This is a genomic window from Pseudomonas crudilactis (assembly GCF_013433315.1).
Lineage (GTDB): Bacteria > Pseudomonadota > Gammaproteobacteria > Pseudomonadales > Pseudomonadaceae > Aquipseudomonas > Aquipseudomonas crudilactis.
On record NZ_WXVV01000009.1, the window covers coordinates 170,134 to 193,987 of the forward strand.

28 protein-coding genes, 1 tRNA gene and 2 pseudogenes are annotated in these 23,854 nt (G+C 56.7%); 21 read left to right on the top strand and 10 right to left on the bottom strand.

What is annotated here, in order from left to right; translation table 11 throughout:
• Positions 1 to 2: 2 nt before the first annotated feature.
• Complete coding sequence (locus GTU76_RS12230) at positions 3 to 1,481, top strand: aminotransferase-like domain-containing protein (protein WP_175552918.1); 1,479 nt, start codon at positions 3 to 5, stop codon at positions 1,479 to 1,481.
• Positions 1,482 to 1,510: 29 nt separating this feature from the next.
• A complete protein-coding gene (locus tag GTU76_RS12235) occupies positions 1,511 to 1,858 on the top strand; it encodes a hypothetical protein (RefSeq protein WP_175552917.1) in 348 nt (115 codons plus the stop codon).
• Between the two features lie 14 nt (positions 1,859 to 1,872).
• Here the strand turns inward: GTU76_RS12235 and GTU76_RS12240 are convergent, their stop codons facing one another.
• Together GTU76_RS12240 and GTU76_RS12245 are read right to left on the bottom strand one after the other, a co-directional pair.
• Complete coding sequence (locus GTU76_RS12240) at positions 1,873 to 2,163, bottom strand: YceK/YidQ family lipoprotein (RefSeq protein WP_175552916.1); 291 nt, start codon at positions 2,161 to 2,163, stop codon at positions 1,873 to 1,875.
• Between the two features lie 73 nt (positions 2,164 to 2,236).
• Positions 2,237 to 2,686 (bottom strand): hypothetical protein, encoded by a 450-nt coding sequence (locus GTU76_RS12245; RefSeq protein ID WP_016986329.1) that lies wholly within the window; start codon positions 2,684 to 2,686, stop codon positions 2,237 to 2,239.
• 342 nt (positions 2,687 to 3,028) lie between these two features.
• Here GTU76_RS12245 and GTU76_RS12250 point away from each other — a divergent pair.
• From GTU76_RS12250 to GTU76_RS12265, 4 genes and pseudogenes are all read left to right on the top strand, one after another.
• Positions 3,029 to 3,586, top strand: a pseudogene (locus tag GTU76_RS12250) (PDDEXK nuclease domain-containing protein); the annotation flags it as partial.
• 67 nt (positions 3,587 to 3,653) lie between these two features.
• Positions 3,654 to 4,628, top strand: a complete 975-nt coding sequence (locus GTU76_RS12255; protein ID WP_180698709.1) for an alpha/beta hydrolase family protein — start codon at positions 3,654 to 3,656, stop codon at positions 4,626 to 4,628.
• Between the two features lie 29 nt (positions 4,629 to 4,657).
• Complete coding sequence (locus GTU76_RS12260; RefSeq protein ID WP_016986326.1) at positions 4,658 to 5,071, top strand: hypothetical protein; 414 nt, start codon at positions 4,658 to 4,660, stop codon at positions 5,069 to 5,071.
• A 6-nt stretch (positions 5,072 to 5,077) separates the two neighbouring features.
• Positions 5,078 to 5,530 (top strand): hypothetical protein, encoded by a 453-nt coding sequence (locus tag GTU76_RS12265; RefSeq protein ID WP_180698710.1) that lies wholly within the window; start codon positions 5,078 to 5,080, stop codon positions 5,528 to 5,530.
• A 70-nt stretch (positions 5,531 to 5,600) separates the two neighbouring features.
• Here GTU76_RS12265 and gabP read toward each other — a convergent pair whose 3' ends face one another.
• Positions 5,601 to 6,992 carry a GABA permease gene (gabP, locus tag GTU76_RS12270; protein ID WP_180698711.1) on the bottom strand — a complete coding sequence of 464 codons (1,392 nt, stop codon included), beginning with the start codon at positions 6,990 to 6,992 and terminating at the stop codon, positions 5,601 to 5,603.
• A gap of 554 nt (positions 6,993 to 7,546) precedes the next feature.
• Between gabP and GTU76_RS12275 the strand changes: the two genes are divergently transcribed.
• The 13 genes and pseudogenes from GTU76_RS12275 (at position 7,547) to GTU76_RS12330 (ending at position 18,084) form a co-directional block, all read left to right on the top strand.
• Positions 7,547 to 8,320, top strand: coding sequence for an ABC transporter ATP-binding protein (locus tag GTU76_RS12275; protein WP_007909167.1), 774 nt, complete (start codon positions 7,547 to 7,549; stop codon positions 8,318 to 8,320).
• A gap of 13 nt (positions 8,321 to 8,333) precedes the next feature.
• On the top strand, positions 8,334 to 9,083 hold the full coding sequence (locus GTU76_RS12280; RefSeq protein ID WP_007909166.1) for an ABC transporter substrate-binding protein: 750 nt from the start codon (positions 8,334 to 8,336) through the stop codon (positions 9,081 to 9,083).
• A gap of 78 nt (positions 9,084 to 9,161) precedes the next feature.
• The gene (locus GTU76_RS12285; protein ID WP_007909165.1) at positions 9,162 to 9,854 is read left to right on the top strand and encodes an ABC transporter permease; all 693 of its coding nucleotides are present in this window, start codon (positions 9,162 to 9,164) and stop codon (positions 9,852 to 9,854) included.
• On the top strand, positions 9,854 to 10,543 hold the full coding sequence (locus tag GTU76_RS12290) for an ABC transporter permease (protein ID WP_007909164.1): 690 nt from the start codon (positions 9,854 to 9,856) through the stop codon (positions 10,541 to 10,543). Before GTU76_RS12285 ends, GTU76_RS12290 begins: the two co-directional genes overlap by 1 nt.
• Positions 10,524 to 11,759 carry a methyltransferase gene (locus GTU76_RS12295; RefSeq protein ID WP_180698712.1) on the top strand — a complete coding sequence of 412 codons (1,236 nt, stop codon included), beginning with the start codon at positions 10,524 to 10,526 and terminating at the stop codon, positions 11,757 to 11,759. The genes GTU76_RS12290 and GTU76_RS12295 overlap by 20 nt, the downstream gene beginning before the upstream one ends.
• A 428-nt stretch (positions 11,760 to 12,187) precedes the next feature.
• A tRNA-Thr gene (locus GTU76_RS12300) sits at positions 12,188 to 12,263 on the top strand.
• A 237-nt stretch (positions 12,264 to 12,500) separates the two neighbouring features.
• A complete protein-coding gene (locus tag GTU76_RS12305) occupies positions 12,501 to 13,658 on the top strand; it encodes an AAA family ATPase (protein ID WP_016986322.1) in 1,158 nt (385 codons plus the stop codon).
• Between the two features lie 817 nt (positions 13,659 to 14,475).
• A pseudogene (locus GTU76_RS12310) lies at positions 14,476 to 15,454 on the top strand (integrase domain-containing protein).
• Positions 15,451 to 15,726, top strand: a complete 276-nt coding sequence (locus GTU76_RS12315) for a hypothetical protein (RefSeq protein ID WP_080587510.1) — start codon at positions 15,451 to 15,453, stop codon at positions 15,724 to 15,726. The pseudogene GTU76_RS12310 and the gene GTU76_RS12315 overlap by 4 nt, the downstream one beginning before the upstream one ends.
• Positions 15,727 to 16,180: 454 nt before the next feature.
• Positions 16,181 to 16,420, top strand: coding sequence for a hypothetical protein (locus GTU76_RS12320; RefSeq protein WP_157786328.1), 240 nt, complete (start codon positions 16,181 to 16,183; stop codon positions 16,418 to 16,420).
• 160 nt (positions 16,421 to 16,580) lie between these two features.
• Positions 16,581 to 16,775, top strand: coding sequence for a hypothetical protein (locus tag GTU76_RS12325; RefSeq protein ID WP_016986319.1), 195 nt, complete (start codon positions 16,581 to 16,583; stop codon positions 16,773 to 16,775).
• A gap of 44 nt (positions 16,776 to 16,819) precedes the next feature.
• On the top strand, positions 16,820 to 16,951 hold the full coding sequence (locus GTU76_RS30270; protein ID WP_281368061.1) for a hypothetical protein: 132 nt from the start codon (positions 16,820 to 16,822) through the stop codon (positions 16,949 to 16,951).
• 722 nt (positions 16,952 to 17,673) lie between these two features.
• A complete protein-coding gene (locus GTU76_RS12330) occupies positions 17,674 to 18,084 on the top strand; it encodes an NUDIX hydrolase (protein WP_016986318.1) in 411 nt (136 codons plus the stop codon).
• A 314-nt stretch (positions 18,085 to 18,398) separates the two neighbouring features.
• Here GTU76_RS12330 and GTU76_RS12340 read toward each other — a convergent pair whose 3' ends face one another.
• Together GTU76_RS12340 and GTU76_RS12345 are read right to left on the bottom strand one after the other, a co-directional pair.
• Complete coding sequence (locus tag GTU76_RS12340) at positions 18,399 to 18,683, bottom strand: helix-turn-helix domain-containing protein (protein WP_016986316.1); 285 nt, start codon at positions 18,681 to 18,683, stop codon at positions 18,399 to 18,401.
• Positions 18,673 to 18,990, bottom strand: coding sequence for a hypothetical protein (locus GTU76_RS12345; protein WP_026000690.1), 318 nt, complete (start codon positions 18,988 to 18,990; stop codon positions 18,673 to 18,675). Before GTU76_RS12345 ends, GTU76_RS12340 begins: the two co-directional genes overlap by 11 nt.
• Before the next feature lie 484 nt (positions 18,991 to 19,474).
• On the opposite strand from GTU76_RS12345, the gene GTU76_RS12350 reads away from it, so the two are divergent.
• Positions 19,475 to 19,756 carry a DUF3077 domain-containing protein gene (locus tag GTU76_RS12350; protein WP_007909136.1) on the top strand — a complete coding sequence of 94 codons (282 nt, stop codon included), beginning with the start codon at positions 19,475 to 19,477 and terminating at the stop codon, positions 19,754 to 19,756.
• A gap of 42 nt (positions 19,757 to 19,798) precedes the next feature.
• On the opposite strand, the gene GTU76_RS12355 is transcribed toward GTU76_RS12350, so the two are convergent.
• A complete protein-coding gene (locus tag GTU76_RS12355; protein WP_026000689.1) occupies positions 19,799 to 20,464 on the bottom strand; it encodes an RES family NAD+ phosphorylase in 666 nt (221 codons plus the stop codon).
• Positions 20,465 to 20,475: 11 nt separating this feature from the next.
• Entirely contained in the window at positions 20,476 to 20,883 is a 408-nt protein-coding gene (locus tag GTU76_RS12360) for an MbcA/ParS/Xre antitoxin family protein (protein ID WP_016986313.1), read from the bottom strand.
• Positions 20,884 to 21,580: 697 nt separating this feature from the next.
• Between GTU76_RS12360 and GTU76_RS12365 the strand changes: the two genes are divergently transcribed.
• Positions 21,581 to 22,507, top strand: coding sequence for a LysR family transcriptional regulator (locus GTU76_RS12365; RefSeq protein WP_016986311.1), 927 nt, complete (start codon positions 21,581 to 21,583; stop codon positions 22,505 to 22,507).
• Here the strand turns inward: GTU76_RS12365 and GTU76_RS12370 are convergent.
• From GTU76_RS12370 to GTU76_RS12380, 3 genes are read right to left on the bottom strand one after another with little or no spacing between them, the layout of a single operon-like run.
• Entirely contained in the window at positions 22,424 to 22,741 is a 318-nt protein-coding gene (locus GTU76_RS12370; protein ID WP_007909127.1) for an AzlD domain-containing protein, read from the bottom strand. The genes GTU76_RS12365 and GTU76_RS12370 overlap by 84 nt on opposite strands.
• Positions 22,720 to 23,436: an AzlC family ABC transporter permease gene (locus tag GTU76_RS12375; RefSeq protein WP_016986310.1), complete on the bottom strand. Its 717-nt coding sequence runs from the start codon at positions 23,434 to 23,436 to the stop codon at positions 22,720 to 22,722. The genes GTU76_RS12370 and GTU76_RS12375 overlap by 22 nt, the downstream gene beginning before the upstream one ends.
• Entirely contained in the window at positions 23,433 to 23,810 is a 378-nt protein-coding gene (locus GTU76_RS12380; RefSeq protein WP_016986309.1) for a GNAT family N-acetyltransferase, read from the bottom strand. Before GTU76_RS12380 ends, GTU76_RS12375 begins: the two co-directional genes overlap by 4 nt.
• Positions 23,811 to 23,854: the final 44 nt, after the last annotated feature.

Here is a 23,854-nt window from a genome sequence, read left to right on the forward strand (position 1 = left end):
TTATGGACAGGTTTGATCTACCGGACAAGCGCTGGCGGATAGTCAAGGACTGGATTATTCGTCAGATCGACAGCGGTGAATGGGCAGCCGAAGCGAAACTGCCCTCGATCCGTACGCTGGCGCGAATGTTTGAAACCAGCATCACCACCGTTCAGCGCGCGTTGGCGGATCTGGAAGCCGATGCTTACGTTTCGACCAAACCGCGCATCGGCTACTTCGTCTCAGCCTCCGGACAAGCAAAACCCGCCAGGAGTTTTGACTTCTCCAGTGTCACCGTCAACGTCAATCATGCGGTGGTCGCGATGCTCTCTCAAGCAGCCTCGCGTACCACCGCGTCATTGAATTCAGCGGTGTTGCACAGCGATCTCACACCCAACGTGCTGCTCAACAAGTGCCTGTCGGTATTGGCTGGCAAGGCTGACAACTCGCTGACCGGACTGGTCGCACCGCCCGGTCTGCCGGCACTGCGACGACGCATCGCCGGGCTGATGCTGACCCGCGGTGTGGTCTGCGGGCCGGACGACATTCTGGTGACGTCGGGCGACACCATTGCTCTGGAGCTGGCACTTGAAGCCGTCGCATCGAAAGGCGCTACGGTCGCCATCGAAACGCCGACTTATTACGGCATCCTGCAGACCATCGAACGTCTGGGCATGCGCGCCTTGCCCATCCGCACGCACGGCAAACTCGGTCTCGATGTCGATCACCTCGAAGAAGCGTTGAAGCTGAAAAAGGTCGCGGTGATCTTTCTCAACCCGACCCTGCAGAACCCACGAGGCTTCATCATGCCCGACGAGACTCGCGCACGGCTGTCACAGATCGCGCGCGAAGCGGACGTGCCGATTATCGAGGACGACATCTTCTTCGACCTGGTGCCGGAAGGCGATCGCCCCCGCGCCATCAAGAGCTACGACACCAGCGGGCAGACGATTTACTGCTCGTCGTTCTCCAAGACCATCGCGCCGGGTTATCGCGTCGGCTGGTGTCTGGCTGGCAAGTACCGCAATGCCATTCTGGCGCAGATGTTTTCGCGCAATCTGGCGGTTTCAAGTCTTGCGCAAAATGTCCTCAACGAATTTATCGGACGCGGCTACATGGATGAGCACTGCGCCAGACTCCGCTCGCAACTGTCTTCGCTGGCCAGTTTTGTCGAAGCGCTGGTGCGTACGGATTTCCCTGCGGGCACCGTGTACGTGCCGCCGCGTGGAGGGTTCATCCACTGGATTGAACTGCCGCTGCACACCGACATGTCGGCATTGCAGGAATTAGCCAGCGAACGCGGCTGCCACGTGGCCGGCAACGGCATCTTCTTCGCCGACGGGCATGCAACCACAGGTGTGCGCATCTGCCTTGGCACTGCGTTGACTCCGGGAGTAATCGAGATCCTCAAGGTGATTGCCGAATGCGCACACCTCGCCGGGCGCCCCTCGGATGGGCGGCAAAACCTGACAGAGCAACATCAAGAGACCGCCGTTTCCTGAGCGCAAAAGGACCTTTGCAGTCACACTCCATGAATCAGAAAAGAACCCGCATTCCCCTGCCCCATCCGCCGCCGTATCGCCAGAGCCGGACAACCTTTTGGCTGACCGTGCTCGTCGGCGTACTGATTGCCTTCGCCCTCTGTGCATCGATCTACATACTGATCGACAGCTGGATCAGCGGCGCCATCACCACCACCAACCGCGGACCGAAGCACACCTATTACCTGGCTGTGCAACCACGACGGTTCTGGATCGAGTTTGTCTCGCAAAGCATAGGCACCGTGTTTCTGCTGGCTGCCGGGGTGTTCGGCCTGTGGATTTATCGCAAAGTGCACGAGCCGGTGGAGAAGCCCAAAGGCAAGCGCATACGACGATAATCAGGTGAGCGGTTTCAGAGCGTATTGACGTAGTCGATGGGCAACAGAACGGTATCCACGGCGGCATCTACCGGTAGCGATACGGCAGTAATCAAAGGGCAAACGATCGTGACATAACAGATGACCGCTGTTGGCTTGCCGTCGTCATCCCTCACGCCAATCAGGCGTAAATTACCGTCGACACCCTTGTAGTAAGGCTCTGGCGAGGCGCCACTCAAGCGCCCCGTCATCGTTCCACAACCGGCCAACAGCGCAACAAGGCTCGCCACGGAGCCAAAACGCAAAATCCCTTTCAATTCCAACATCCTTCTGACCGTAAAGCGTGAGGGCCGCGATTGTACGCACAATCAACCGCGCCCTCCGCGCCTGCACCCGTGATTAATCGCTGTCGCTCCAGTGAAACACCAGATTGCGCGCAGTACCGTTTGCAACATCGGTCACATCGCGCCGCACCTCTCCCTTACGTGTGGCAACCACGGTGTATTTGCCGGTCGGCAATTTTACGTACAGCAACGGACCGGTCTGGTTGAGGGCCAGCAGGGTTTGTCCTGCAGCATTTTCAATCGTCACATCGACGTCGGAGGTGTACTCGTTCTGCATGCCCACCGAAAAGGTCATGTGCAGGTTGTAGCCGACGGTTTGCTGGATGGCTTTTGCTTCATCCTCGCCGACCCCGCCGGCCAGATAGCTGATACCGTTTTGTTGCTGCTGTTGAACTTGCACGCCCGCGCTGTCGACAGGCTCAAGACTGGCGGCTTGCGCGGTCGCGGCAAATAACAATGCAGCAACCGCGACGACAGGCAGCAGGCAGGAAAGGACACGTTTCATGATGGCGACTCCCGGGCTCTGGCAGAACCCAATCGTTACCCTGTATTGGATTCAGTGCGGGAGGGTCACGTTTCAGAATGATTCGAACTTGGGATGTGTACGAAATGGACTACAGACTAAAGCCCGCAAAGGCGTCCCTGGCCAGCAACTTCCTGTAACACGCATCCCATCTTCCTGCTGGCTTCGCAGGCTCGGCCGACATCCTTTGCAAGCGGTTCTCGGCATGCTGGCTCTTCTGTTTTCAATGATGCGGAAAATTCGATGAGCCAGCTGAAACCTGCTGACCTGCAAGACCCGAAAATCGATTCGTTGCTGGGTGATCTGGGCGAACTGATTCGTCAGGCACGGCACAACATCGCTGCCCTGAACTGCAATCCACGCGAGTTCATTCGCGACCCCGTCATTCTCGAGTTTCTCGGCCTGCCATCGCCTGGCAAGGTCAACGAAACCGGACTTGAGCAAGCGCTCATCGATCACCTGCAGAGCTTCCTGCTGGAACTGGGCAAGGGTTTCTCTTTTGTGGCTCGACAACAACGCATCAGCGCCGGTGGCTCGGATCTGTACATCGATCTGGTGTTTTACAACTACCTGCTCAAATGCTTCGTGATCATTGATCTCAAACGCGGCCAGCTCAGTGCGCGTGATGTCGGACAGATGGACATGTACGTGCGCATGTACGACGAACTCAAACGCAGTGAAGGCGACAAACCCACTGTCGGGATCATTCTGTGTTCACAGGACAACGAGGCCGTCGCGCGCTACTCAATACTCAAAGGCAGTGAGCAACTGTTTGCCAGCAGCTATAAAACGGTGCTGCCAAGTGTGGAAGAACTGCGAGCGGAGCTGCAAAGAGAGCAAGCATTGATCGAGGAACGCTTGCTCACCGAGTCCACTGAATAAACGCTGCGGATTGTCCGCTGGATGCGCTGAGACTATTGTGGGCAGCAACCCGCGAAGGTCAAGCGCCATGAGTTTTCAGGACACGCCTCCATTGCCAGCTGTGCAGCGCAAGCTGCGATTGGCTGCCGAGTTACAAAGTGAACCCTTCAAGGAAACAGCCGCCGACGGTTCTGTCCTTGGCGGTTTCACCTGGCGTCATGCCCTGCCCGACCTTCAGCGCCCGGTGGTGATCATCAACGCCGCCACGTCAGTGCGCTGTCGCCATTACTCGCGTTTCGCGGCCTATCTGTTCGCCAATGGTTTCGACGTAATCATCTTCGACTACCGTGGTATCGGCGAATCTAGACCCGACTCAATGAAAGGCCTTGAGGCCTCGTGGACAGATTGGGGCTCGCAGGATTTCGAAGCGATGCTCAAACGCGCACAACGGGAGTTTCCCGGTCAGCCGATCGATGTGGTCGGCCACAGTTTTGGTGGCTGCGCCGCTGGCCTCGGTGAGTCGGGTCAGGTTATCCGACGGCTGGTCACCGTCGGTGCGCAGTTCGCCTACTGGCGCGATTACGCGCCCGAACAGCGCTGGCGAATGTTCGGTAAATGGCATGTGTTGATGCCACTGCTGACGCTGGTCTGCGGTTACTTCCCGGGCAAACGTCTTGGCTGGCTGGAAGATACGCCGGCCGGTGTAGTGCGCGACTGGAGCACGCCTGCCGCCCATTATGAACGGCGTCCCAGTGGCCGCAGGATGTTGGCAAAAAATGCAAAATTGCCCTTCGCCAATGTCCGTGCGCAGACCTTGGCCATCAGCATCAGCGACGATCCCTACGGCACGATTCCAGCCATCGAACGCCTGCTCGACTACTTCAGCAACGCTGGAAAAACCCACCTGCGCATCGAGCCTCAGGACATCGGAGAACAACAAGTCGGACATTTCGCCTTTTTTCGCAGCGCATACCAAGCCACACTATGGCCCATCGCTCTGACCTGGCTGCAAACCGGCGCACTGGCCCCTGATACCCCCGGGCGGCTAGTCCCGCGCAGCTGAGCCCCTCTCAACGCACGACGGAACACATCATGGCCTCCGCCAACAAGCAGCAAAAACGCGCCACCCGGGCCAAAGCCAAGGCCAAGCAGAACCGCACCAAACGCGCCGAAGCGCCGGTCGAACTGGACCCGAACGACGACCGCATCGACTTCGAATCGGTGGACCTGACCGAACTGTTCAAGAAAATGATCGACGCCGAGAAGATCAGCCAACAGGCGCTGTGCAGTGCATTCCTCGAAGACCCGCTGCTGGAACTGGTCTACGAGCAGGAAGGCGAAGAAGGCGCGATGGATTTCATCCTCGCCGCACTGATCGAGTACCGCCAGTGGTCGCAGGAAACCGACGAGGCCGGCGCGCTGGCATGGATCGAATCCCCGGCCTTCCAGGCCGACTATGTGGCGGCGTCCGACGCGATCGCCGCGCAAACCCAACAGAAGAACTGAGTTCCCATGGCATCCCTGAACAAGCAACAGAAACGCGCCAAACGCGCCAAGGCCAAAGCCAAGCAAATCCGTATGGTCGGCCGCAAGCCGCTGGAACAGGACGAAGACCTCGACCACCTCGCCGAGCCAATCCCGGAATACACCCTGGCGATGTTCAGCAAAATGCGCGACGCCGAAGCCGTCAGCCGCAACGAAATGCTGCTGACCCTGCTGCGCGAACTGGCGTTCGTCATCGTTGACCATCCAGAGCTGCTGGACATGGAAAACGCCGACAACGAAGGCATGGCCGCCACCCACCTGGCCGCCGACATGTTGATCGACTACCGCATGTGGGCCGAAGGCGTAACGATCGAAGAGGCCCAGGCCTGGCTGAGCGAGCCACAGTTCATCACCGATTTCGGGGTGGCGCTGGATGCTTATGGCAAGTCGGTGGAAGCACAGGAAGACAAGAGCGAATAAACATCGCTCACAAACAAAAACGGCCGCTCGTCATCACTGACAGCGGCCGTTTTGCATTACGCGTTGCAGGTCAGTTCAACACCACCGCGCCACGTTTTTCCAGCTTGCGACGGCGTGCCACCAGCAAACCGGTTGCCACCACCATCAGACTCAGCAGGCCAGTCGCGAGGATCTCAACGCGGTGCGCTTCCTGGAACAACATGATGGTCAGGGCCGCGACGATGAAGATGATCACCGCGTAGGTCAGGCCCGGGAACAGCCACATGCTGAAGACGATTTTCTCGCCGCGTGCCATGCGCTGTTTGCGCATACGCAGTTGCGAGAAGGCGATCACCAGGTACACCAGCAGGGCGATCGCGCCGGAACTGGCCAGCAGGAATTCGAACACGGCGGCCGGGGCTACGTAGTTGGCGAAGGTGCAGAGGAACGCTGCGCCGGTGGACAGCATTACCGCCCAGTAAGGCGTGCCGCTTTTGTTCACCCGAGTCGCCATGGCCGGTGCATCGCCACGCTTGCCGAGGGAGAAGAGCATGCGCGACGAGGTGTACAGCGCCGAGTTCAGGCAGCTGGTCACGGCGACCAGAACCACGATGTCGACGATCATCTTGGCGTTAGGGATGCCCATGCGCTCAAGCACGGTCTGGTAGGAACCGAGGTTGGCCAGCGTTGGATCGTTCCAAGGCACCAAGGCCACAACGATGAAGATCGATACGAGGTAGAACAAGCCGATCCGCCAGATCACCGAGTTGGTGGCCTTGGAGATTTGCTTGCCCGGGTTCTTCGATTCCGCGGCCGCGATGGTCACGATTTCGGTACCCATGAAGGAGAACATGGTAGTCAGGATTGCACCCAGTACCGCGCCCATGCCGTTTGGCAGGAAACCGCCGCTGTCGAACAGGTGCGACACACCGCTGACCTGGCTGTTCGGCAGGTAGCCGAAGATCGCCGCCAGACCGAGGATGATGAAGCCGATGATCGCCAGCACTTTGATCAGGGCAAACCAGAATTCGAACTCGCCGTAATTCTTTACGCTGAACAGGTTGGTGACAGTCAACAACAGGGTGATGACCAGCGCGAACGCCCAGATGCCGACATCAGGGAACCATGCGTGCAGGATGGTTGCGGCGGCGTTGGCTTCCAGTGGAATCACCAGGACCCAGAACCACCAGTACAGCCAACCGATGGTGAAACCGGCCCAGTGCCCAATGGCCCGGTCGGCGTAAGTCGAGAACGAACCGGTGTCCGGCGAGGCAACAGCCATTTCGCCGAGCATGCGCATCACCAACACCACCAGGGTACCGGCGGCGGCATAAGCCAGCAGCACGGCAGGGCCGGCGGCAGCGATGGCGTGGCCGGAGCCAACGAACAGACCGGCGCCGATTACACCGGCGATCGACAACATGGTCACATGACGCGGTTTGAGCCCCTGTTCGAGGCCATTGGAGCTTGGGGTACTGCTCATCGAAACTACCTTTGCGAGGAAAGCGATTCAGTCCGTCCTGTCTGGCGTGTTCTTTCTCGTAAAAAGAAACCAACAGGGCGTTCCGGATTCTGCACGCAATAAATGCGCCAAAATGTTTCAAAGTCTTCTGGCTCGGGGCTTTGCGCGCGACCGGACAGTCATCGCAAGTCCTTGAGATTAATGGCGATTCGCCAGAGCGTTACCCTGCGACTCACTTTCAGGACGAATTCGCGCACCAGAAACACACTGAAAAAGTGTGGGATGCACAATAAAAGGGCGAATCAGGAACGTTCGGCCGGATAGCGCTTCCAACACCCCGCCAAAGCTGGCAACATCGCGCCTTTTTTTACGCGACACCCACGGGTTTGCACGATCAAACACCCGTTCGGTTGTTGATGGGGCGACAGTCTGCTGCGCCGATGCGACAACCTGCCACATGCCACCCGTTAACCGCTCGCAGCGCTGTTGGCTGCCATTGAAACGCTATGCTAGCTTGGCCGCCTCGCCAGGAAGGCCATCCAACAGCAGGAGCGCAACATATATGAGGAACGCACATGGCTGAGGCCACGCCCGCGCTTGAAATCCGCAACTTGCACAAACGCTACGGACAGCTTGAGGTGCTCAAAGGCATCTCGCTGACCGCCCGCGACGGCGATGTGATCTCGATCCTCGGTTCCTCCGGTTCCGGCAAGTCCACGTTCCTGCGTTGCATCAACCTGCTGGAAAACCCGCACCAGGGCCAGATTCTGGTGGCCGGTGAAGAACTCAAGCTCAAGGCCGCCAAAAATGGCGAACTGGTTGCCGCCGACGGCAAACAGATCAACCGCCTGCGCTCCGAGATTGGTTTTGTGTTTCAAAACTTTAATCTGTGGCCGCACATGAGCATCCTCGACAACATCATCGAGGCGCCGCGTCGCGTGCTCGGCCAGAGCAAAGCGGAGGCGATCGAAGTCGCCGAAGCGCTGCTGGCCAAGGTCGGCATCGCCGACAAGCGCCACGCCTATCCGGCGCAATTGTCCGGTGGTCAGCAACAGCGCGCAGCAATCGCCCGCACGCTGGCGATGCAACCGAAGGTTATCCTGTTCGACGAGCCCACCTCGGCGCTTGACCCGGAAATGGTTCAGGAAGTACTTAGTGTCATCCGCGCACTGGCCGAAGAAGGCCGTACCATGCTGCTTGTGACCCACGAAATGGGTTTCGCCCGTCAGGTCTCTAGCGAAGTGGTGTTCCTTCATCAGGGCCTTATAGAAGAGCAAGGATCGCCTCAGCAGGTGTTCGAAAACCCGCTTTCGGCGCGCTGCAAACAATTCATGTCCAGCAACCGCTAACGGAGCAACATGCATGCAGAATTTCAAGAAGGTCTTCCTGGCCGCAGCCGTCACCCTTGCGTTCAGCGCCGGTGCCATGGCTGAAACCCTGAAGATGGGCATCGAAGCGGCTTACCCGCCGTTCAACAACAAAGACGCCAGCGGCAATGTGGTCGGCTTCGACAAAGACATCGGCGACGCTCTGTGCGCGAAGATGAAAGTCGAGTGCACCGTGGTCACTTCCGACTGGGACGGCATCATTCCGGCCCTGAACGCGAAGAAGTTCGACTTCCTGATCTCCTCGCTGTCGATCACCGAAGAGCGCAAGGGCGCGGTGGACTTCACCAACCCGTACTACTCGAACAAGCTGCAGTTCATCGCACCGAAAAATGTCGACTTCAAAACCGACAAGGACTCGCTGAAAGGCAAGACCATCGGTACCCAGCGCGCGACCCTGGCCGGTACCTGGCTGGAAGACACCTACGCCGATGACATCAAGGTCAGCCTCTACGACACCCAGGAAAACGCTTACCTCGACCTGACGTCCGGTCGCGTCGACGCGATTCTCGCCGACAAGTACGCCAACTATGACTGGCTGAAAAGCGACGCGGGCAAGAACTACGAGTTCAAAGGCGACCCGGTCGTAGAAAGCGACAAGATTGGCATCGCGGTGCGTAAAGGCGATCCCCTGCGTGAGAAACTCAACGCCGCGCTGAAGGAAATCGTCGCCGACGGTACCTACAAGAAGATCAACGACAAGTACTTCCCGTTCAGCATCTACTGATCCTGACCTGTGGGACTGGCGCCGTGATTGAACGGCGCCGGCTCCCGACTTTGCCTGCCGCAATTTGAACAGAAACCCATGATTATCGACCTCTACGGATTCGGCCCGGCCCTCGCTGCCGGCGCGCTGATGACCGTCCAACTGGCCCTCACCGCCCTGTGTCTGGGACTGGTGCTCGGCCTGCTCGGTGCCTTGGCCAAGACTTCCCCGTACAAGCCGCTGCAATGGCTTGGCGGCACTTATTCGACCCTCGTGCGTGGCGTCCCGGAATTGCTCTGGGTGCTGTTGATCTACTTCGGTACGGTCAACCTGATGCGCGCCCTCGGTGAGTTTTTCGGCAACCCCGACCTGCAACTCAACGCCTTCGCCGCCGGTGTGATCGCTCTGGGCCTGTGCTTCGGCGCCTACGCCACGGAAGTGTTCCGTGGTGCGATCCTCGCCATTCCCAAAGGCCACCGTGAGGCCGGCCAGGCCCTGGGCCTGTCGAAATGGCGGATCTTCACCCGGTTGATCATGCCGCAGATGTGGCGTATCGCCCTGCCCGGTCTGGGCAATCTGTTCATGATCCTGATGAAAGACACCGCGCTGGTCTCGGTGATCGGTCTGGAAGAAATCATGCGTCACGCGCAAATCGGCGTGACCGTGTCGAAACAACCATTCACCTTCTATATGGTCGCCGCGATCATGTACCTGGGCCTGACCGTGCTGGCGATGACCGGCATGCACTTCCTGGAAAAACGCGCCGCTCGCGGCTTTGCGAGGAGCGCTTAATGAACTGGGAAGTCATCATCAAATGGCTGCCGAAACTGGCACAGGGCGCGACCCTGACCCTGGAACTGGTCGCCATCGCGGTAATCGCCGGTCTGCTGCTGGCGATTCCGCTGGGCATCGCCCGCTCTTCGAAGCTGTGGTACGTACGCTCGCTGCCTTACGCTTACATCTTCTTTTTCCGTGGCACGCCGTTGCTGGTTCAGCTGTTCCTGGTCTACTACGGCCTGGCGCAGTTCGACGCGGTGCGTGAAAGCGCGTTGTGGCCGTACCTGCGCGATCCGTTCTGGTGTGCCACGGTGACCATGACACTGCACACGGCGGCGTACATCGCCGAGATCCTGCGCGGGGCGATTCAGGCGATTCCGCCGGGTGAGATCGAAGCGGCGCGGGCCTTGGGCATGTCCAAGCCGAAAGCGATGTTCTACATCATCCTCCCGCGTGCCGCGCGCATCGGCCTGCCGGCGTACAGCAACGAAGTGATCCTGATGCTCAAGGCCAGTGCGCTGGCCAGCACCGTGACTCTGCTGGAACTGACCGGCATGGCGCGTACGATCATTGCCCGCACCTACTTGCCGGTGGAGATCTTCTTCGCGGCGGGCGTGTTCTATCTGCTGATGGCTTACGTGCTGGTACGCGGCTTCAAGCTGCTGGAGCGCTGGCTGCGCGTCGATGCCTGCCAAGGGCGTTGATTCTTCCTACGTGCTGACGGGCGAGGACTTACTCGCCCGCTTCACAGCGCTGGATGCTTTTTTGATTGAGCATCAGGCGCTGTGGAAACCTCGACCGTTCACTCATCTACATCTTCCTTGGGAAGAATCCTACCCGGAGCTGGCCTCTTGGCTGCGTGGGCGCTCACTGGAAGACGCGGAAAGCGCTCACAACCAACCTGCTGATCTTGCCGTTGCGCCGGAGCCGTTCGCTTCATTGGCGGCGATGTCGGCTGAGTTGAGCTCGATTGGCGAGTTGCCGGGACATGCGCTGGAGGCTGCGGGGCATCGATTGAATGTCGATGTGCCGGGGCGTAAGTGGCAGCAGATCGAGGCGTTTGCCAGTTGTTTGTCCTTTGCCTCGCAGCCTACGCATTGGCTGGATTGGTGTTCGGGCAAGGGGCATTTGGGGCGACGCTTGTTGGCCGCGGGGCAGCAACTGACTTGCGTTGAATACGACCCTCTGTTGGTCGCCAGCGGTCAGGCCTTGAGTCAGCGTCATCACTTGCACGCTTTGCATGTGGAACAGGATGTCCTGGCGGCGGACGCCTCTGCTGTATTGAGCGCGAATCACACGCCCGTCGCCCTTCACGCCTGCGGTGACCTGCATGTGCGATTGATGCAACTGGCCAGTGCTGTGGGTTGCCAGCAAATGGCAATTGCGCCTTGCTGCTACAACCGCATCAGTCGCAGCGAATATCAGCCATTGTCCTCGGCTGGATCGAGAACGTTCCTACAGCTCTCGCTGGAAGATCTGGCGCTGCCGATGAGCGAAACCGTCACCGCCGGTGCACGAATCCGACGCCAGCGTGACACCTCGATGGCCCGTCGTTTGGCCTTTGACCTACTGCAACGGCAAGTGCGCGGCGTCGACGAATACTTGCCAACACCCTCCCTGCCCAGCGCCTGGCTGGAAAAACCGTTCGCTGATTACTGTCGTGATCTGGCTGTGCTCAAAGAGTTATCCACAATCGGCTCGCCAGATTGGCCCGCACTCGAAGCGGCCGGTTGGCAGCGGTTGGCCGAAGTTCGCAATCTGGAATTACTTCGCGGATTGTTCCGACGGCCGCTCGAGCTTTGGCTGAATCTGGATCGAGCGCTTTTCCTTGAAGAACAGGGCTACACCGTCCGCCTAGGCACCTTCTGCGACACCCCGCTGACTCCGCGTAATTTGCTGCTACTGGCCGAACGCGTTTAAAACATCACAGCCTGTGGATAACTCTGTTGATGGTTTTCGCATGGATCCAATATCTGCGCCTGTTTCGAGGCCTTAACAGCATTGGTCATTTTTTGTTCACATGAATAAAAAACCTGTAAAACAGGGATTTGCGAACAAAATGAGAATGGGTTCACAAAACCCCGCCTGAGTCCGATTTCGTGCCTTTCAGTTGTGCATAAGCTGCCAATCAAAACGACATAACCGCCGAATAATGGGCCACCAAACGAATAATTGCGGCGCTCGAGAAAGCCGAAACTCAATGTGCGCTCTGCCAAACAGCCCTATCGTGCGTCAGGCGCAAAGCCTACGTTGCGCACTGCGCAGGGCTTAATTTGCCGCGATGCAAAAATAGTTCGAATTCAGGGGTTTACAGGATCTTCCCAATCGCTATAATCGTCGCCCACAACGCCGGTATAGCTCAGTTGGTAGAGCAACTGACTTGTAATCAGTAGGTCCCGGGTTCGACTCCTGGTGCCGGCACCATACAAAACGAAGCCCCTGCAGAAATGCAGGGGCTTTGTTGTTTCTGGGGTGTTTATATTCCTGGCAGTTTTACCCTCGGTGAAAATAGCTTCTCCCCTCGCACTTCGCGCGATTAGCCACACTTCCTCTTACACACTTCGAAAGCGCGGACTTTGAACCAACGGTTCACATTTCCATCTTTATGCTAAATTATGAAATAGCAATAATTATGGTGTACACATAAAAAGGTGTAATCGTATGAGCAGCATTTTTCAGCGCCCAGAACTGGCCGAGTCAATGGCTAATCAGCTTCTCAATCCAGGTGTGCTCGACGAAGGTCTGCGCTCAGGTCTATTTCTATCTGGCCTGCGTCGCACAGGTAAAACGACTTTCCTGAGAAATGACCTTATCCCGGCCTTGGAAGAAGCAGGTGCTTTGGTCATCTACGTCGACTTATGGAGTGACACTCTGGCCAACCCGGCAACGCTTGTGCACAACGCCATCCGGGAAACCCTGAAAGATCTGCAAACGCCGGGCTCCTCTGCCTTGGAAACATTCAAGCGAGTCAGCAATGTTGAAATCGGCGCCGCTGGATTCAAGTTCGGCTTCAAACTCGACAGCATTGGCAACGTCGACGGTCCAACACTGGCGCAAGCACTCACCGAAGTCGTAGATCAAGCCAAGACTGATCTGGTGTTGATCATTGACGAGGTGCAGCACGCCATTTCCTCAGACGACGGCAATCAGCTGCTCCTGGCACTCAAAGCCGCCCGCGATGCAATCAACCCTCGCCCGAAAACGCCGGGATACTTTCTATTTATCGGAACAGGTTCGCACAGAGCACAAGTCAGCGAACTGACCGCCAAACGCAACCACGCCTTTTCCGGAGCCACGTCAGCAGCCTATCCATTGCTGAAAGGCGATTACGTTGAATTCCTGCTCAACCGACTCGCAATGACAGTGAAGAAGGACAAGTTGCCGTCCCTCGAAGCCGCTGTCGAAGCGTTCAACACTTTGGGAAATCGCCCTGAAGAAATGTTGAAGGCCCTACGCCAACTCTTGCAGCAAGAGGGCGAGCCCGATGTTTTCCTACCCGTAATAGCCAGCACATTACGCTCGGCCGCGGCGAGCATCGAGCTGGAAAAAGTCGAGCAACTGGGTAGTCTGGCTCAAGCCGTTTTCAACAAGATCGCCTCTACAGAAGGCGATGCTCGCGGAATTTTCTCCACTGACGCAGCGGCTGAGTATTCAAAGTCAGTCGGGCGAGAGGTGCGGGTCGAAGAGATTCAACCGGTGGTAATTGCACTGGTTGCCGAGAACATCATCATGCGACGCGGGCATGGGATCTACGCGATTACAGATCAGTTTGTTCAAGAGATCTGGTTGGAAGAGCGGGCTTTGATTGAGGGGAGTTAGGCTGCAGGCTGATTTTGATTCAGTACGGCATTTCTGCCGTGCAGTTAACGCAATCATGTAAGTGAGCCAGTTCGGGGCGAACGTCACTCCTCCATCAAGATGACGAACTATCCACAGACATAGAAAAGATCGGGCAAAGCGCTGTCGTTGACAGCAACTCAGGTAGCCAGAACCTTTAAGGGTACGCCACACCGTGGTGGTTCTCCCAAAGTGCGATTAGCGTGCGGCGGATCGCACGGTCACAGCGATGTGATGGATGCCACTTTTACCAGTGTGCCCACTGCGTCAACTCATCCCCTTTCATAGCTGCCCTGCAGCCAACCTATCCGCTTGGCCATTCCCGTGCGCCAACCTGCGCCCGTCTCTTTCTCCCGGAAAGAGACGGGCGCTCCTACCACTGCTGCAGCCCACCTCGTACAAGGCTTTGCGGCATTTCCCCTCGCGACAATCGGCGTGACAAACACCGAAGTCACCAGCAACAGCGATGCAGATGATGGTGCCGCAGTCTACGGAATGGACTGCACCTGACTGACAGTCAGGCATGCCCCTGTCATCGCATCACAGCCTTCACCCGACTCAGGATCTCGCGGCATCGGTCTCGTCACCCAGTGCAGCCTCCACCCGCCCACTTCTTCAGAGGTGTTCAGGAGGCCAGATCATGAGATGCCCAAGATCCCGGTCGTGGAGAGCCGCCAGTCCCGCGTTTGTGGACAACCCTCACAGGTCGCAGGGGCCTTGATCCCTGATAACACTAAACATTCTTGGCGGGATGACGTGGGGAAAGTCTCAAAGGTTTGGCTTCGAGAGGAGTTTTATCATGGCACTGGTAGGTAGACGGGACGGGCGGAACTTTGGCTATGGACGACAACTGAGTTATGCCGGTCCGCAGGCGTTGCGCGATCTGTTTGGAGGCGGACATTACGGCACGGTCACGGCACACAGTGATCGGTGGCAGGCATTTGTGCGCTGGTGCCGATCGGATGAAGGGCCGGGGTTTAACGATGCGCGGCAAATTGATCGGCAGACCTTACTCGACTATGCGAGCCATCTGCGTGAACAAGTAGAACGGGGCAAGTTAACCATCGCGACTGCGCAAAACCGGTTGTCCAGCGTGAACCGCACCATGGCCGCGCTTCGCGGTGATCAGTATGTAAAGACTCCAAGTCCGAGCAAGGCGTTAGGTATGCAACGTACTAGCGTCCGCATCAGAGCCCCACAAGGCCAGGATCGTGAGCAGGTGAGTAATCGCCACCGCACTTTACGAACGCCAATTGCCGCGTGCGGCTGCCATCATAGCGCTGGCCCGAGCTACGGGCATGCGCTTACGCGAGGCCATTTTGGCTGATCTTCCGCGCCTGAAGCGAGAAGCCGATCAACTCGGCAAAATCAATGTTCAGGACGGTACCAAGGGAGGCCGATCAGGAGCGTCCGCGCCTCGCTGGATTGCGGTGGATGATGACATTAAGGAGGCGCTGAGGCTTGCCGAACGGGTCTCGCTCGACGGTAGCCGCAACCTACTCGCACAGAACGAAAGCTACCTCGACTTCCAACGGGGAGTCGTCCGTCCGGCACGGGACATTCTCCGTACGCACAACCTTAAAGGCTTCCACGAATTGCGGGCAGCCTATGCGTGCGAACGCTACGAGCAAATCACCAATCACCTTGCACCCATCAACGGTGGCAGGTGCTATCAGCTCGCCCCACACCTCGATCAAAAGGCTCGTGCACAAATCAGCTATGAGCTGGGGCACGGCCGCATCGACGTGGTAGCGGCTTATATCGGAAGGCGAACATGAGCAAAACATTCGATATGGATTTGTTGCTGGCGGGCGTCCTGACCGGCTCGCATGCCACACGCCAGCGCCATCTACGCCAAGCAAAGACCATTCAAACGGAGATCTCTAATCACTGGCACAAAGATAATCCATGGACTTGGCAGCGTAAGCATCTCGTATGGTTTCTAAGCTGTCACGTAAACCAGCGCGCCGAATCGACGCGCTATTGCTATTTACTGACCGTGCTTCTGATCACCTTTCGATTAGGAAAATCATGGCGATTCAAGCTCTAGGCGCAGGCAGGCAACCGACCAAAGCAGCCTTCCGGCTATTTGTCTATGCGAACGAGCCTGACTGATGTCCTGGACCAGAGTCACCGACTAAAGCGAAACCTACTGATTACAAGGCAGCTGCTTAAAACTTATAAATCAATGGGTTACCGGTTTTATTGTTACGTAGCGAGTCTCCAGAAACCTCATCCTTCCAGGTGTTTTTCACCCTTATTACGTGGCTATTTTGTGGGATGTCCTTGGTCCAGTTGTCTATTGGCCGGCATCAGATAGGTGCTCGATCTCTCACCATTCCCAGCGCAACTGATTTGGCGGGCGTCTGAGCAACGAAAAAGCCACGTCAGATTTTCTTAGTCCATATTGAAAACCAAAGGTCACTTGTATATATTTCAGTTAATCAGGAAATAAGTCCTGTATTTTTTCGGTACAAACGTTGTACCGGTTTGGGGGTTACCACATGGCTAGACCATTCCAAGCGCCCGATCCTCGGGATCGCTCCGTCAACGAACCAACACAGGTGATCAGCTCTGCTCAGGTATTGGGTTTGTACAACCAAGAAAACCCGACCACCAAAAAAGAGCGGGTAGTTGATTCTGTTAAAGATTGGTACGAGGACCGCGTCAAGTCCGTCGGCTGGAAAGATGCGCAGTTTCATGGCAACCAGTGTGTGCTTACTGCGAAAATCACATTGGGGTGAATGGCTCGTCGCATAATGGGACATTCGTTAAATGCCTCCCCACAGAAAAGCCCACATCGGTGGGCTTTTTTGCGCCTGCTGGAAACCAGATCTGGGGGTATTGGCGTACCAGCGTGGTACTTTCTGGCTTCATCGTGATTACGACGGAAGGACTTGAGTCATGGACAGAGACCAGCTGCAACATGTTGCAGCCGCCTTGGAAGAAGGCTATGGCGAATGCCCGCACGGGCGGACAGCCTTGATGAACTGGATCGAACAGGAAGTCTCAATGCTCAAAAGCCGGGGAGTGCCAGGCGGCGAAGCCGCCACCCAAGCTCTGGGCTTGGCCTACTGGGAGTGGTTGGGTGAGTCCTAAAACCCATCGTTCAAAGTACCGAGCGGATTCCAGGAGAATTGCAATTGACTGCAAAGGGCCTACAAGAAGAAACGCTGTGCGCCTTGCTTGAGGGCGGCGCGGTGCGCGAAGTGCTGGTCAGCCGGCATGACGACAAATGGAGCCTGGCGACTCGCTTGAGCGGTATGGGGTCGTAATGGCTGCCGGTTTGCCGAGTAGACCGGCATTTGCAACTTCATGTCGAGCGTTGACGCTGCTGTTCTACGGCTCTGATTACTTGGAGACCGACAACGTGCTGAGACCTTAAAAATCCCCAGTTCGATTCCACAGGACTCCATAACTAGCTGATTTATTTATAGTTACTAGTTTGGGCACGCTAAATTTTCCACCGAAATCCAAACACCCGGAAAACCTAGCCTCCCTGAAGCATACCGTTCGTCTGGTGCCGCACCATATCTCAAGGCCCCGCAATGCGGGGCTTTGTGGTTTCTGGGGTTTGGAAACTCGCGAAAAATCGAAGTCCCTTTTTGGCCGAAATGCCCAAAAAATGTCCACCCTTGAAAATCTTGGGCTGCTTGCATCACCCCATTTTTCAGTTTTTATGATTCAGTGACCTACCAAGACTAAGCCCCGACGCCTTCTCAACCGAATCAGCAGACCCACAAAAACGATCAGCAGCAACGCTCTCTGTTGAACGCCGCATCCCCTTCCTTGCAGCTTGAACAGCAGACAATGGATTCAGCGTCACCACCTCTGCCAAATGCCCACGACTGAAATGTGCGTACTTCATCGTCATGGTCGCGGACGCTTAACACGCCTTGACGGGGCTCTCGCGTCCCTCGGTTTCGATGACAGCTTGCTTCCTCTATGCTTCTCGACTTGCCTAAGGATTAGTTGAAACAGGGAAAGGTGTGACGGCATGAGAGCAGATAAATCTTGTCCTGTGGTTCTGCGAGCCCGTGAAACGCTAGAGATCTTGGCATTTGAGTATCCATTGGCAGGGCTACAACTGGTCAAGGGCAGTGTGGAACCAGGTGAGTCCACCGATTTGGCTGCCGTGCGAGAGCTGATAGAAGAAGCAGGGATTCAATCCGCGGTAGGGCGAAATCTGGGTGAATGGCGTGCCATTGAAACGGGACACACATGGGCATTTCATGAGTGTCATGTTGCCCAAGACCTTCCTGATACTTGGGTGCATTTTGCAGAAGACGATGGAGGTCATGAGTTCAGATTTTTTTGGCATCCACTAATGAGTGAGCCTTCTGAAAGATGGCATCAGGTTTTCAAGGATGCTTTGAGCTTTCTCAGGACTACTCTTGCTGAAGTCTGAGTGTGTATTCAGCTCTTCTTGAGTCATTCAGGCAGCGCCCACGGCGTGCATCTCTGGAATTTCTGCGCAGGACAACCAGACACTGTCCGGCTCTTCGTGAACTTCCAACGCATATTCGAACATCACGATTCCTCTCATGGGGTACAGCTGAGGAGAATTGGAGACAGACCACGTTTTTCAATTAATAGAGAGTTGCAACCTGAATTCTTTTTTACGATTTTGGTGCCGACGCCATACAAAACGAAGCCTCTGCAGAAATGCAGGGGCTTCGTTGTTTTCTGTAGCAGAAGTCTGCCCAAAGGTTTTAAGTGGTATCAAGCAGGATGCAGATCCCGCAAAGCTTCCGGATGCTGGCTGGCGACCCTAAGGAGAGTTTGAGCCGCACCCGTCGGCTGCCTGCGCCCCTGCTCCCAATCCTGCAAAGTCCGCAGACTCACACCGATCAGTTTGGCGAACGCACTTTGAGAAACGCCCACTTTGGCACGCGCTTCTGCTGCCGCAGAGAGCGGCACTTGAGTCACGCGTGCAGCCTTTCCAGCCTTCATCTGACGTACAGATTCCAGCAAGTCCTGCTGGAATTGCTCCAGTTCATCGACCATCGCTGATTTCCTCCTTCAGTTGCTTAAGGAAGGCTAAGGGCAAATCGTCAAACTTTGCCTTGGTGTAGGCAATGAGTAACCAGATCGAGCCTTCAGAAAGCGTGTTGTAATAAATGACACGTGTACCGCCTCGCTTACCCATGCCGTTGCGAGTCCACCGCACCTTGCGCAAACCTCCACTGCCAGGCACGACATCACCAGCCAGAGGATTTGCAGCAAGCCAATTTATGAATTCATGGCGCTCACCATCGACCCATATGGCGTCTGCATAGCGCTTGAACATTTCCGTTTCGATGATTGTATACATGAACCTGACTATACGGCTACGCCGTACAAACAAACCATAAACGTTTATAGGGACAGATCGACGAAATGCATGGCGCGAAGCCTTGTGAAATCTGTTGTAACGACAAGCCACTACTAGCCACCGTTGCTCATTCGCCCCTCGCAAAGCTACCGTTCAGTTCGTCGCTGTCAATTCAGCGACCGGGCCTGAGAACCCGCGTAAGATGCAGGCGCACCAGCGCCCCAAACCACGATTGCCGACGCTGTTTTAGTGTCCGCATCCACGTGTAATGGCGGCTGTGCGTGGGAGACCTTCGGGTCTGCCGGGTTCCTGTATCTCCGGTTTCTCAGCCTGCGCATAGCTGCCACCCTTTCGCCTGAGAACGAAAATGGCGGCTCTCATTTGATACAGGGAGTTCACAAATGAATGCCATTGATCCATCAGCAATTCACAGAGCTGCAGAAACGGTCACCTCACGACACTTCCTTACGGCAGGTGAAGCGAAATGACCGACTACCTCCATTTGAAAACCCCAGGCCTCACGCACTTTTCCTTCCAGGCCAATCAAGCGCTGTTCCGCACCAATCGTGGCGTTCCAGTGATCGCCGCTCTCTCGCACGCCTCACATTTGCTTCACATTTCCAAGCTACTGACCGCAGATTCCACAGTCTCGCGCGACCCTGACCTTCACGCTTATGCCTCGCAGTATTTGCAGGAGTTAAGCAAGGCGTTGATCGATGATGTCGTGAAAGTAATGGATGCGCCGCCGGACAAGCCGTTGATGTAAACGCCGGTTTAAGGCCCTCGTTGATGCGAGGGCTTTTGCGTTTCAGACCTGACTGATCTCAAGCACAAACGAAATCTTCTGCTGACTCGCACTCCACACATACCGCAAATGCTTGCCCTGCTTCGGAATGGATACCGCTGGAGGTCTAAACGCGGCGACACATTCGTGGCCCGGCAGGCGAACGCTGTTGTAGAGCAGTCCCCACGACTCGGTTTCGCGCAGTTGACGGGCGAATAGCTGAGACGGCCCATAAGCCTCCGGATCCGGATTGTGCAGCTCGGGGTGATCGTGGCGGATATCGTGCAACGGTTTAACTACCAGATTGACGTAAGTGCGCATGGTCAACTCAAGATCCGCTTCCTGAGTCGCCGCAAGAAATCGCTCCTGGTGATAACAAGTCTCAGCGATGGCCGCAGCCTGACTGCTCGCAGCGTAGTAAACGCCGAAGGTGCCGTCGCAGAAACGACTGCGTTTGCCGATGTGGGTAAACGCAGCCATCACCGGAGTCGAGCCGGGGCCAGAGAGTCGATCTTCGGGTCGCACTCGGGCGAGAATCCCGGCCTGTTCGATCAGCCGATCGTTGGTCAGCGCTTCCAGCGCGTAGGCAACTTCCAGGTCTTCGGGATCGAGCACGTCTTCGAACAACGCGATCGGCGGGAAGCTGCTGTTGACGATCCGGTAGGCTCGCGGCCATTGCACATCAACCAAATCGGGCACTTTCAACCGCGCACCCCGTCGAGGTAGCGACGCACATCGGCGATATCGACCACTCGACCCGCCAGCATGTAATCCAGCGCCGTTTGGCCATTGAATGGCGCTGCCGTGTTCGGACTACTGACCCACGTGTAGGCACGCTCACGGCTGTTGCTGAAGATGATGCTCAACGCCTTGTGAATGCCCATCAGATAGGAGATGCGCTCAAGAGTGTCGTTAGGCAGACGTATGTTCGGAAGGTGTTTGTATTTGTAGAACGTGGTGTTACCAACGCCGCCGAGTAATGTGCGTTGCTGCTCTGCGCTGCAGCCCCAACGCTCCATAAGGTTGAAGAAGAACTTCAGCGCAACGCGGCCGGCTTCGGGGGCGTCGAGTTGTTCGCGTGGGGTGAGGGCTGGGGATGAGGTAGTCATTGAGCCTCTCCAGATTTGTCTTGCTTTGATACTAGTACATATACGAATAAATCGATAAAAAAGCTCCGTAAGCGTATTACTGGTTACCACATTTCCCGTTGATTGGGATTCGGATATGACCGGATTTGAGCATTTCGTCGACCGAATCGAACCGCTGCCGAATAGTTCGTGCTTCCAACATGGCTTGGGCAGTCTTGTCCGTAGGAATTCGTGCAATGGACGGTTGCTCTTGAATTTCAATAACGTGATGAAGCCTGTTGCCAACTTGGCACTCCATATCGGCCGCTTCTTTTGATGCAATCACTTCGCTTACCTCACACAGATCTGTAGCCACATAGGCTTGATGCCTCCCCACTGCTACTTCATCTGCTTTGACGAGTCGCCGCTATCAACTCGGTCGCAAGTTCGCCTAGGACGCATCCACGTATTTCGCAGGCCAAAACCACTAACGTTGTCAGCCATTTCCCCGTGAAAAATCGCCCCCACGCACCAAAACCACGCATTTTTTTTGACCCCCATCACCCCCACGTCACCAAAAACCCCGATCCTGTGTCAGCCTCCAGCCATCGGCGGAGACATCGATTCGCTACTAAACCCGCGACAACTATGCTCAGGTACAGGAATATAGCCAGCATATGGCGCCTGACCGGCAGTCTCGTAAACAACAATACCCAGCCCACTTCAGAGGGCATTACCCATGGATAGCAGAACCTTACGCAACCTCATGCGCATCGTGCAGACCGGCTCGTTGTCGGCCGCAGCCGAGCATTCGTGCCTGACTGTGCAGGCGTTGGCCGCGCAGTTGAACAAGGTCGAAGAGCAGTTCGGTTTCCGCTTGTTTCGACGTTCCAACAAAGGGCTGACGCTGACGCCGCAAGGCACTGAGCTGACGCCCTATATGGACAAAGTGCTGATTGCCACGCGACAGATGGAAGAGAAAGTCGAGGCACTGAAGGTGCCCGGCCAGCGCACGTTGAAGGTGGCGTTGAACAACACTTTGGCGGCTGACTTCAACCGGCGAATGATCGGACGCCTGATCGAGGTGTTTCCCGATTATCAGATGGAATTCAGCTACGCCGAGTCGATGGAAAATCTCAGCAAGCTGAAGAACGAAGACTTCGACCTTGCGGTACTGATAGGCCCGCAGCGGCCGGGGTTGCCGAGCATCGTCCTGCCCGATGTACAGGTGCAGGTGGTTGGCGCGCATTGCGGGCAGGAGAACGATCCGCTGACGTTGCTGGGCAATAAGTTTCAGGTGCGTCCTGCGGAAGATTGTCCGTATTCCCACAGCTTTTTGCGTTTTCTCGACGCCGGGCTGGGCAATCACGAGAACGGCCAGCGCATGGTTTATTCGTGCAGTGAAACGTTGACGCTGTCGCTGATCACGCAGATGGACGCGGTCGGCATGGTTTCGCGTGAGGCCGCGCAGAAGAACGGCCTGACGATTTTCCCCGGTTTCGAGGATTTCCTCGAAGTGCGCCTGGCGGTGAACAATCCGGAGTTGTCGAGCCAGGCGTTGAACGATGTCGTCGATCTGCCGCTACATGAACGAGCCGAGCGCAATGTACGCAGCCGTCCCAACCGCCACACTGAGAAAGAGGTTTTTGCTGAAATACGCACATAACAACGTCGGAATCGCGGCATAGAATTCCGGGCGATCGAGCTGTATGTGCTGATCCTTGATCAACAAGGGTGTCAGGCTGATCGCAGCGACGATCGCCACCGGCAGGTATTCCAGCGCCCGCGCGATAAACGGCGGCCAGTGCTCGGTATTCACTTGCAGCGGCAGGGCGCGCGGCAGAAAGGTCACCGCCATCATCAGCGCGACTACCAGAATCAGGAACGTTTGGTCAGGCATACACCCACTCCGCAGCCCACAAACGTGGCGATGAATACGTTGAACGGCGAGCTGCCAACCAGACTCAACGCGCCCATGCACAGCACCGCAGCCCCGGCGGCGATGAGTTTGTTGCGCGTATTGCACAGCGACACCAGCACGTAGAGCATCATCGCCGTCAGTGCGTAGTCGAGCTGATATTTGATCAGGTGCGCGGCATATTGCGCGCAGACCGCGCCGAGCAAACCACCGAGCACCCAGGAAGTGTGGCAGAACAGGTTGAAGCCGATCAGGTAACGCACGTTGACCGGCGCACCCGTGCCGAGTTTAACGCTGTGGAAAGCGAAGGATTCGTCCGTCAGGCCACCGGCGTAAGCCCAACGTTCCATGCGACTCAAGCCGAGTGCGCGCAGGGCCTTGGCCATGTACACCGACATCAACATGTGGCGCGCGTTGATCAGGAACGTGGTCAGCACAATGGTCGTCAGCGATGCACCGCTGGAGATCAGCGCCAGTGCGGCGAATTGCGAAGCGCCGGCATACACGAACAAGCACATCGCTACCGGCAACCACATCGGTAACCCGGCGTTGACGGCCATCAGCCCGAACACGAATGACACCGTGAAATACCCAGCGACCACCGGGCTGGCTTCGGCAAACGTGCGCGACGGCTGATGGGCAGCCATCAGCGGCGCACTGCCGGACGTTTCATTCATAGATCCCTCTCAAATGTCCGTTCGCCATGAGGTTCGCAAAAACCCTGGGCAGCCCAAAAACGCTTGCCCGCGAGGTTAGCATCGTCGACGAACAGAAACATCCGCAACACACCGACGCGCTTCATGTCGGATGACGCGGCTTCAACCAGTCGTTGACCGACCCCTTGGCTGCGATAGCGCGGGCTGACGGCCAGATGATTGATCGTGCCGCGACTGCCGAGCATGCCACCGAGCACCGCGCCGACGATTTCGCCGGCGACGTCGAAGGCGAGATAGGCCGTGGTGGTTTTCTGGATCAGCACGCCGCGCAGGCACTTGGCGTCCTGCCATTCGCAGAAGGACACTTCGTCGAACTGACGGAAGAAACGCTCCATGCGTTGCGCATCCTTGGCCGTGGCGCGTCGCAGCACCACCGGCG

Excerpts from the sequence above, each read along its gene's own strand:
- GTU76_RS12230 (WP_175552918.1), top strand. The coding sequence starts at position 3 with ATGGACAGGTTTGATCTACCGGACAAGCGCTGGCGGATAGTCAAGGAC.
- GTU76_RS12235 (WP_175552917.1), top strand. The coding sequence starts at position 1,511 with ATGAATCAGAAAAGAACCCGCATTCCCCTGCCCCATCCGCCGCCGTAT.
- GTU76_RS12240 (WP_175552916.1), bottom strand. The coding sequence starts at position 2,163 with ATGTTGGAATTGAAAGGGATTTTGCGTTTTGGCTCCGTGGCGAGCCTT.
- GTU76_RS12245 (WP_016986329.1), bottom strand. The coding sequence starts at position 2,686 with ATGAAACGTGTCCTTTCCTGCCTGCTGCCTGTCGTCGCGGTTGCTGCA.
- GTU76_RS12255 (WP_180698709.1), top strand. The coding sequence starts at position 3,654 with ATGAGTTTTCAGGACACGCCTCCATTGCCAGCTGTGCAGCGCAAGCTG.
- GTU76_RS12260 (WP_016986326.1), top strand. The coding sequence starts at position 4,658 with ATGGCCTCCGCCAACAAGCAGCAAAAACGCGCCACCCGGGCCAAAGCC.
- GTU76_RS12265 (WP_180698710.1), top strand. The coding sequence starts at position 5,078 with ATGGCATCCCTGAACAAGCAACAGAAACGCGCCAAACGCGCCAAGGCC.
- gabP (WP_180698711.1), bottom strand. The coding sequence starts at position 6,992 with ATGAGCAGTACCCCAAGCTCCAATGGCCTCGAACAGGGGCTCAAACCG.
- GTU76_RS12275 (WP_007909167.1), top strand. The coding sequence starts at position 7,547 with ATGGCTGAGGCCACGCCCGCGCTTGAAATCCGCAACTTGCACAAACGC.
- GTU76_RS12280 (WP_007909166.1), top strand. The coding sequence starts at position 8,334 with ATGCAGAATTTCAAGAAGGTCTTCCTGGCCGCAGCCGTCACCCTTGCG.
- GTU76_RS12285 (WP_007909165.1), top strand. The coding sequence starts at position 9,162 with ATGATTATCGACCTCTACGGATTCGGCCCGGCCCTCGCTGCCGGCGCG.
- GTU76_RS12290 (WP_007909164.1), top strand. The coding sequence starts at position 9,854 with ATGAACTGGGAAGTCATCATCAAATGGCTGCCGAAACTGGCACAGGGC.
- GTU76_RS12295 (WP_180698712.1), top strand. The coding sequence starts at position 10,524 with ATGCCTGCCAAGGGCGTTGATTCTTCCTACGTGCTGACGGGCGAGGAC.
- GTU76_RS12305 (WP_016986322.1), top strand. The coding sequence starts at position 12,501 with ATGAGCAGCATTTTTCAGCGCCCAGAACTGGCCGAGTCAATGGCTAAT.
- GTU76_RS12315 (WP_080587510.1), top strand. The coding sequence starts at position 15,451 with ATGAGCAAAACATTCGATATGGATTTGTTGCTGGCGGGCGTCCTGACC.
- GTU76_RS12320 (WP_157786328.1), top strand. The coding sequence starts at position 16,181 with ATGGCTAGACCATTCCAAGCGCCCGATCCTCGGGATCGCTCCGTCAAC.
- GTU76_RS12325 (WP_016986319.1), top strand. The coding sequence starts at position 16,581 with ATGGACAGAGACCAGCTGCAACATGTTGCAGCCGCCTTGGAAGAAGGC.
- GTU76_RS12330 (WP_016986318.1), top strand. The coding sequence starts at position 17,674 with ATGAGAGCAGATAAATCTTGTCCTGTGGTTCTGCGAGCCCGTGAAACG.
- GTU76_RS12340 (WP_016986316.1), bottom strand. The coding sequence starts at position 18,683 with ATGGTCGATGAACTGGAGCAATTCCAGCAGGACTTGCTGGAATCTGTA.
- GTU76_RS12345 (WP_026000690.1), bottom strand. The coding sequence starts at position 18,990 with ATGTATACAATCATCGAAACGGAAATGTTCAAGCGCTATGCAGACGCC.
- GTU76_RS12350 (WP_007909136.1), top strand. The coding sequence starts at position 19,475 with ATGACCGACTACCTCCATTTGAAAACCCCAGGCCTCACGCACTTTTCC.
- GTU76_RS12360 (WP_016986313.1), bottom strand. The coding sequence starts at position 20,883 with ATGACTACCTCATCCCCAGCCCTCACCCCACGCGAACAACTCGACGCC.
- GTU76_RS12365 (WP_016986311.1), top strand. The coding sequence starts at position 21,581 with ATGGATAGCAGAACCTTACGCAACCTCATGCGCATCGTGCAGACCGGC.
- GTU76_RS12370 (WP_007909127.1), bottom strand. The coding sequence starts at position 22,741 with ATGCCTGACCAAACGTTCCTGATTCTGGTAGTCGCGCTGATGATGGCG.
- GTU76_RS12375 (WP_016986310.1), bottom strand. The coding sequence starts at position 23,436 with ATGAATGAAACGTCCGGCAGTGCGCCGCTGATGGCTGCCCATCAGCCG.
- GTU76_RS12380 (WP_016986309.1), bottom strand. The coding sequence starts at position 23,810 with ATGGAGCGTTTCTTCCGTCAGTTCGACGAAGTGTCCTTCTGCGAATGG.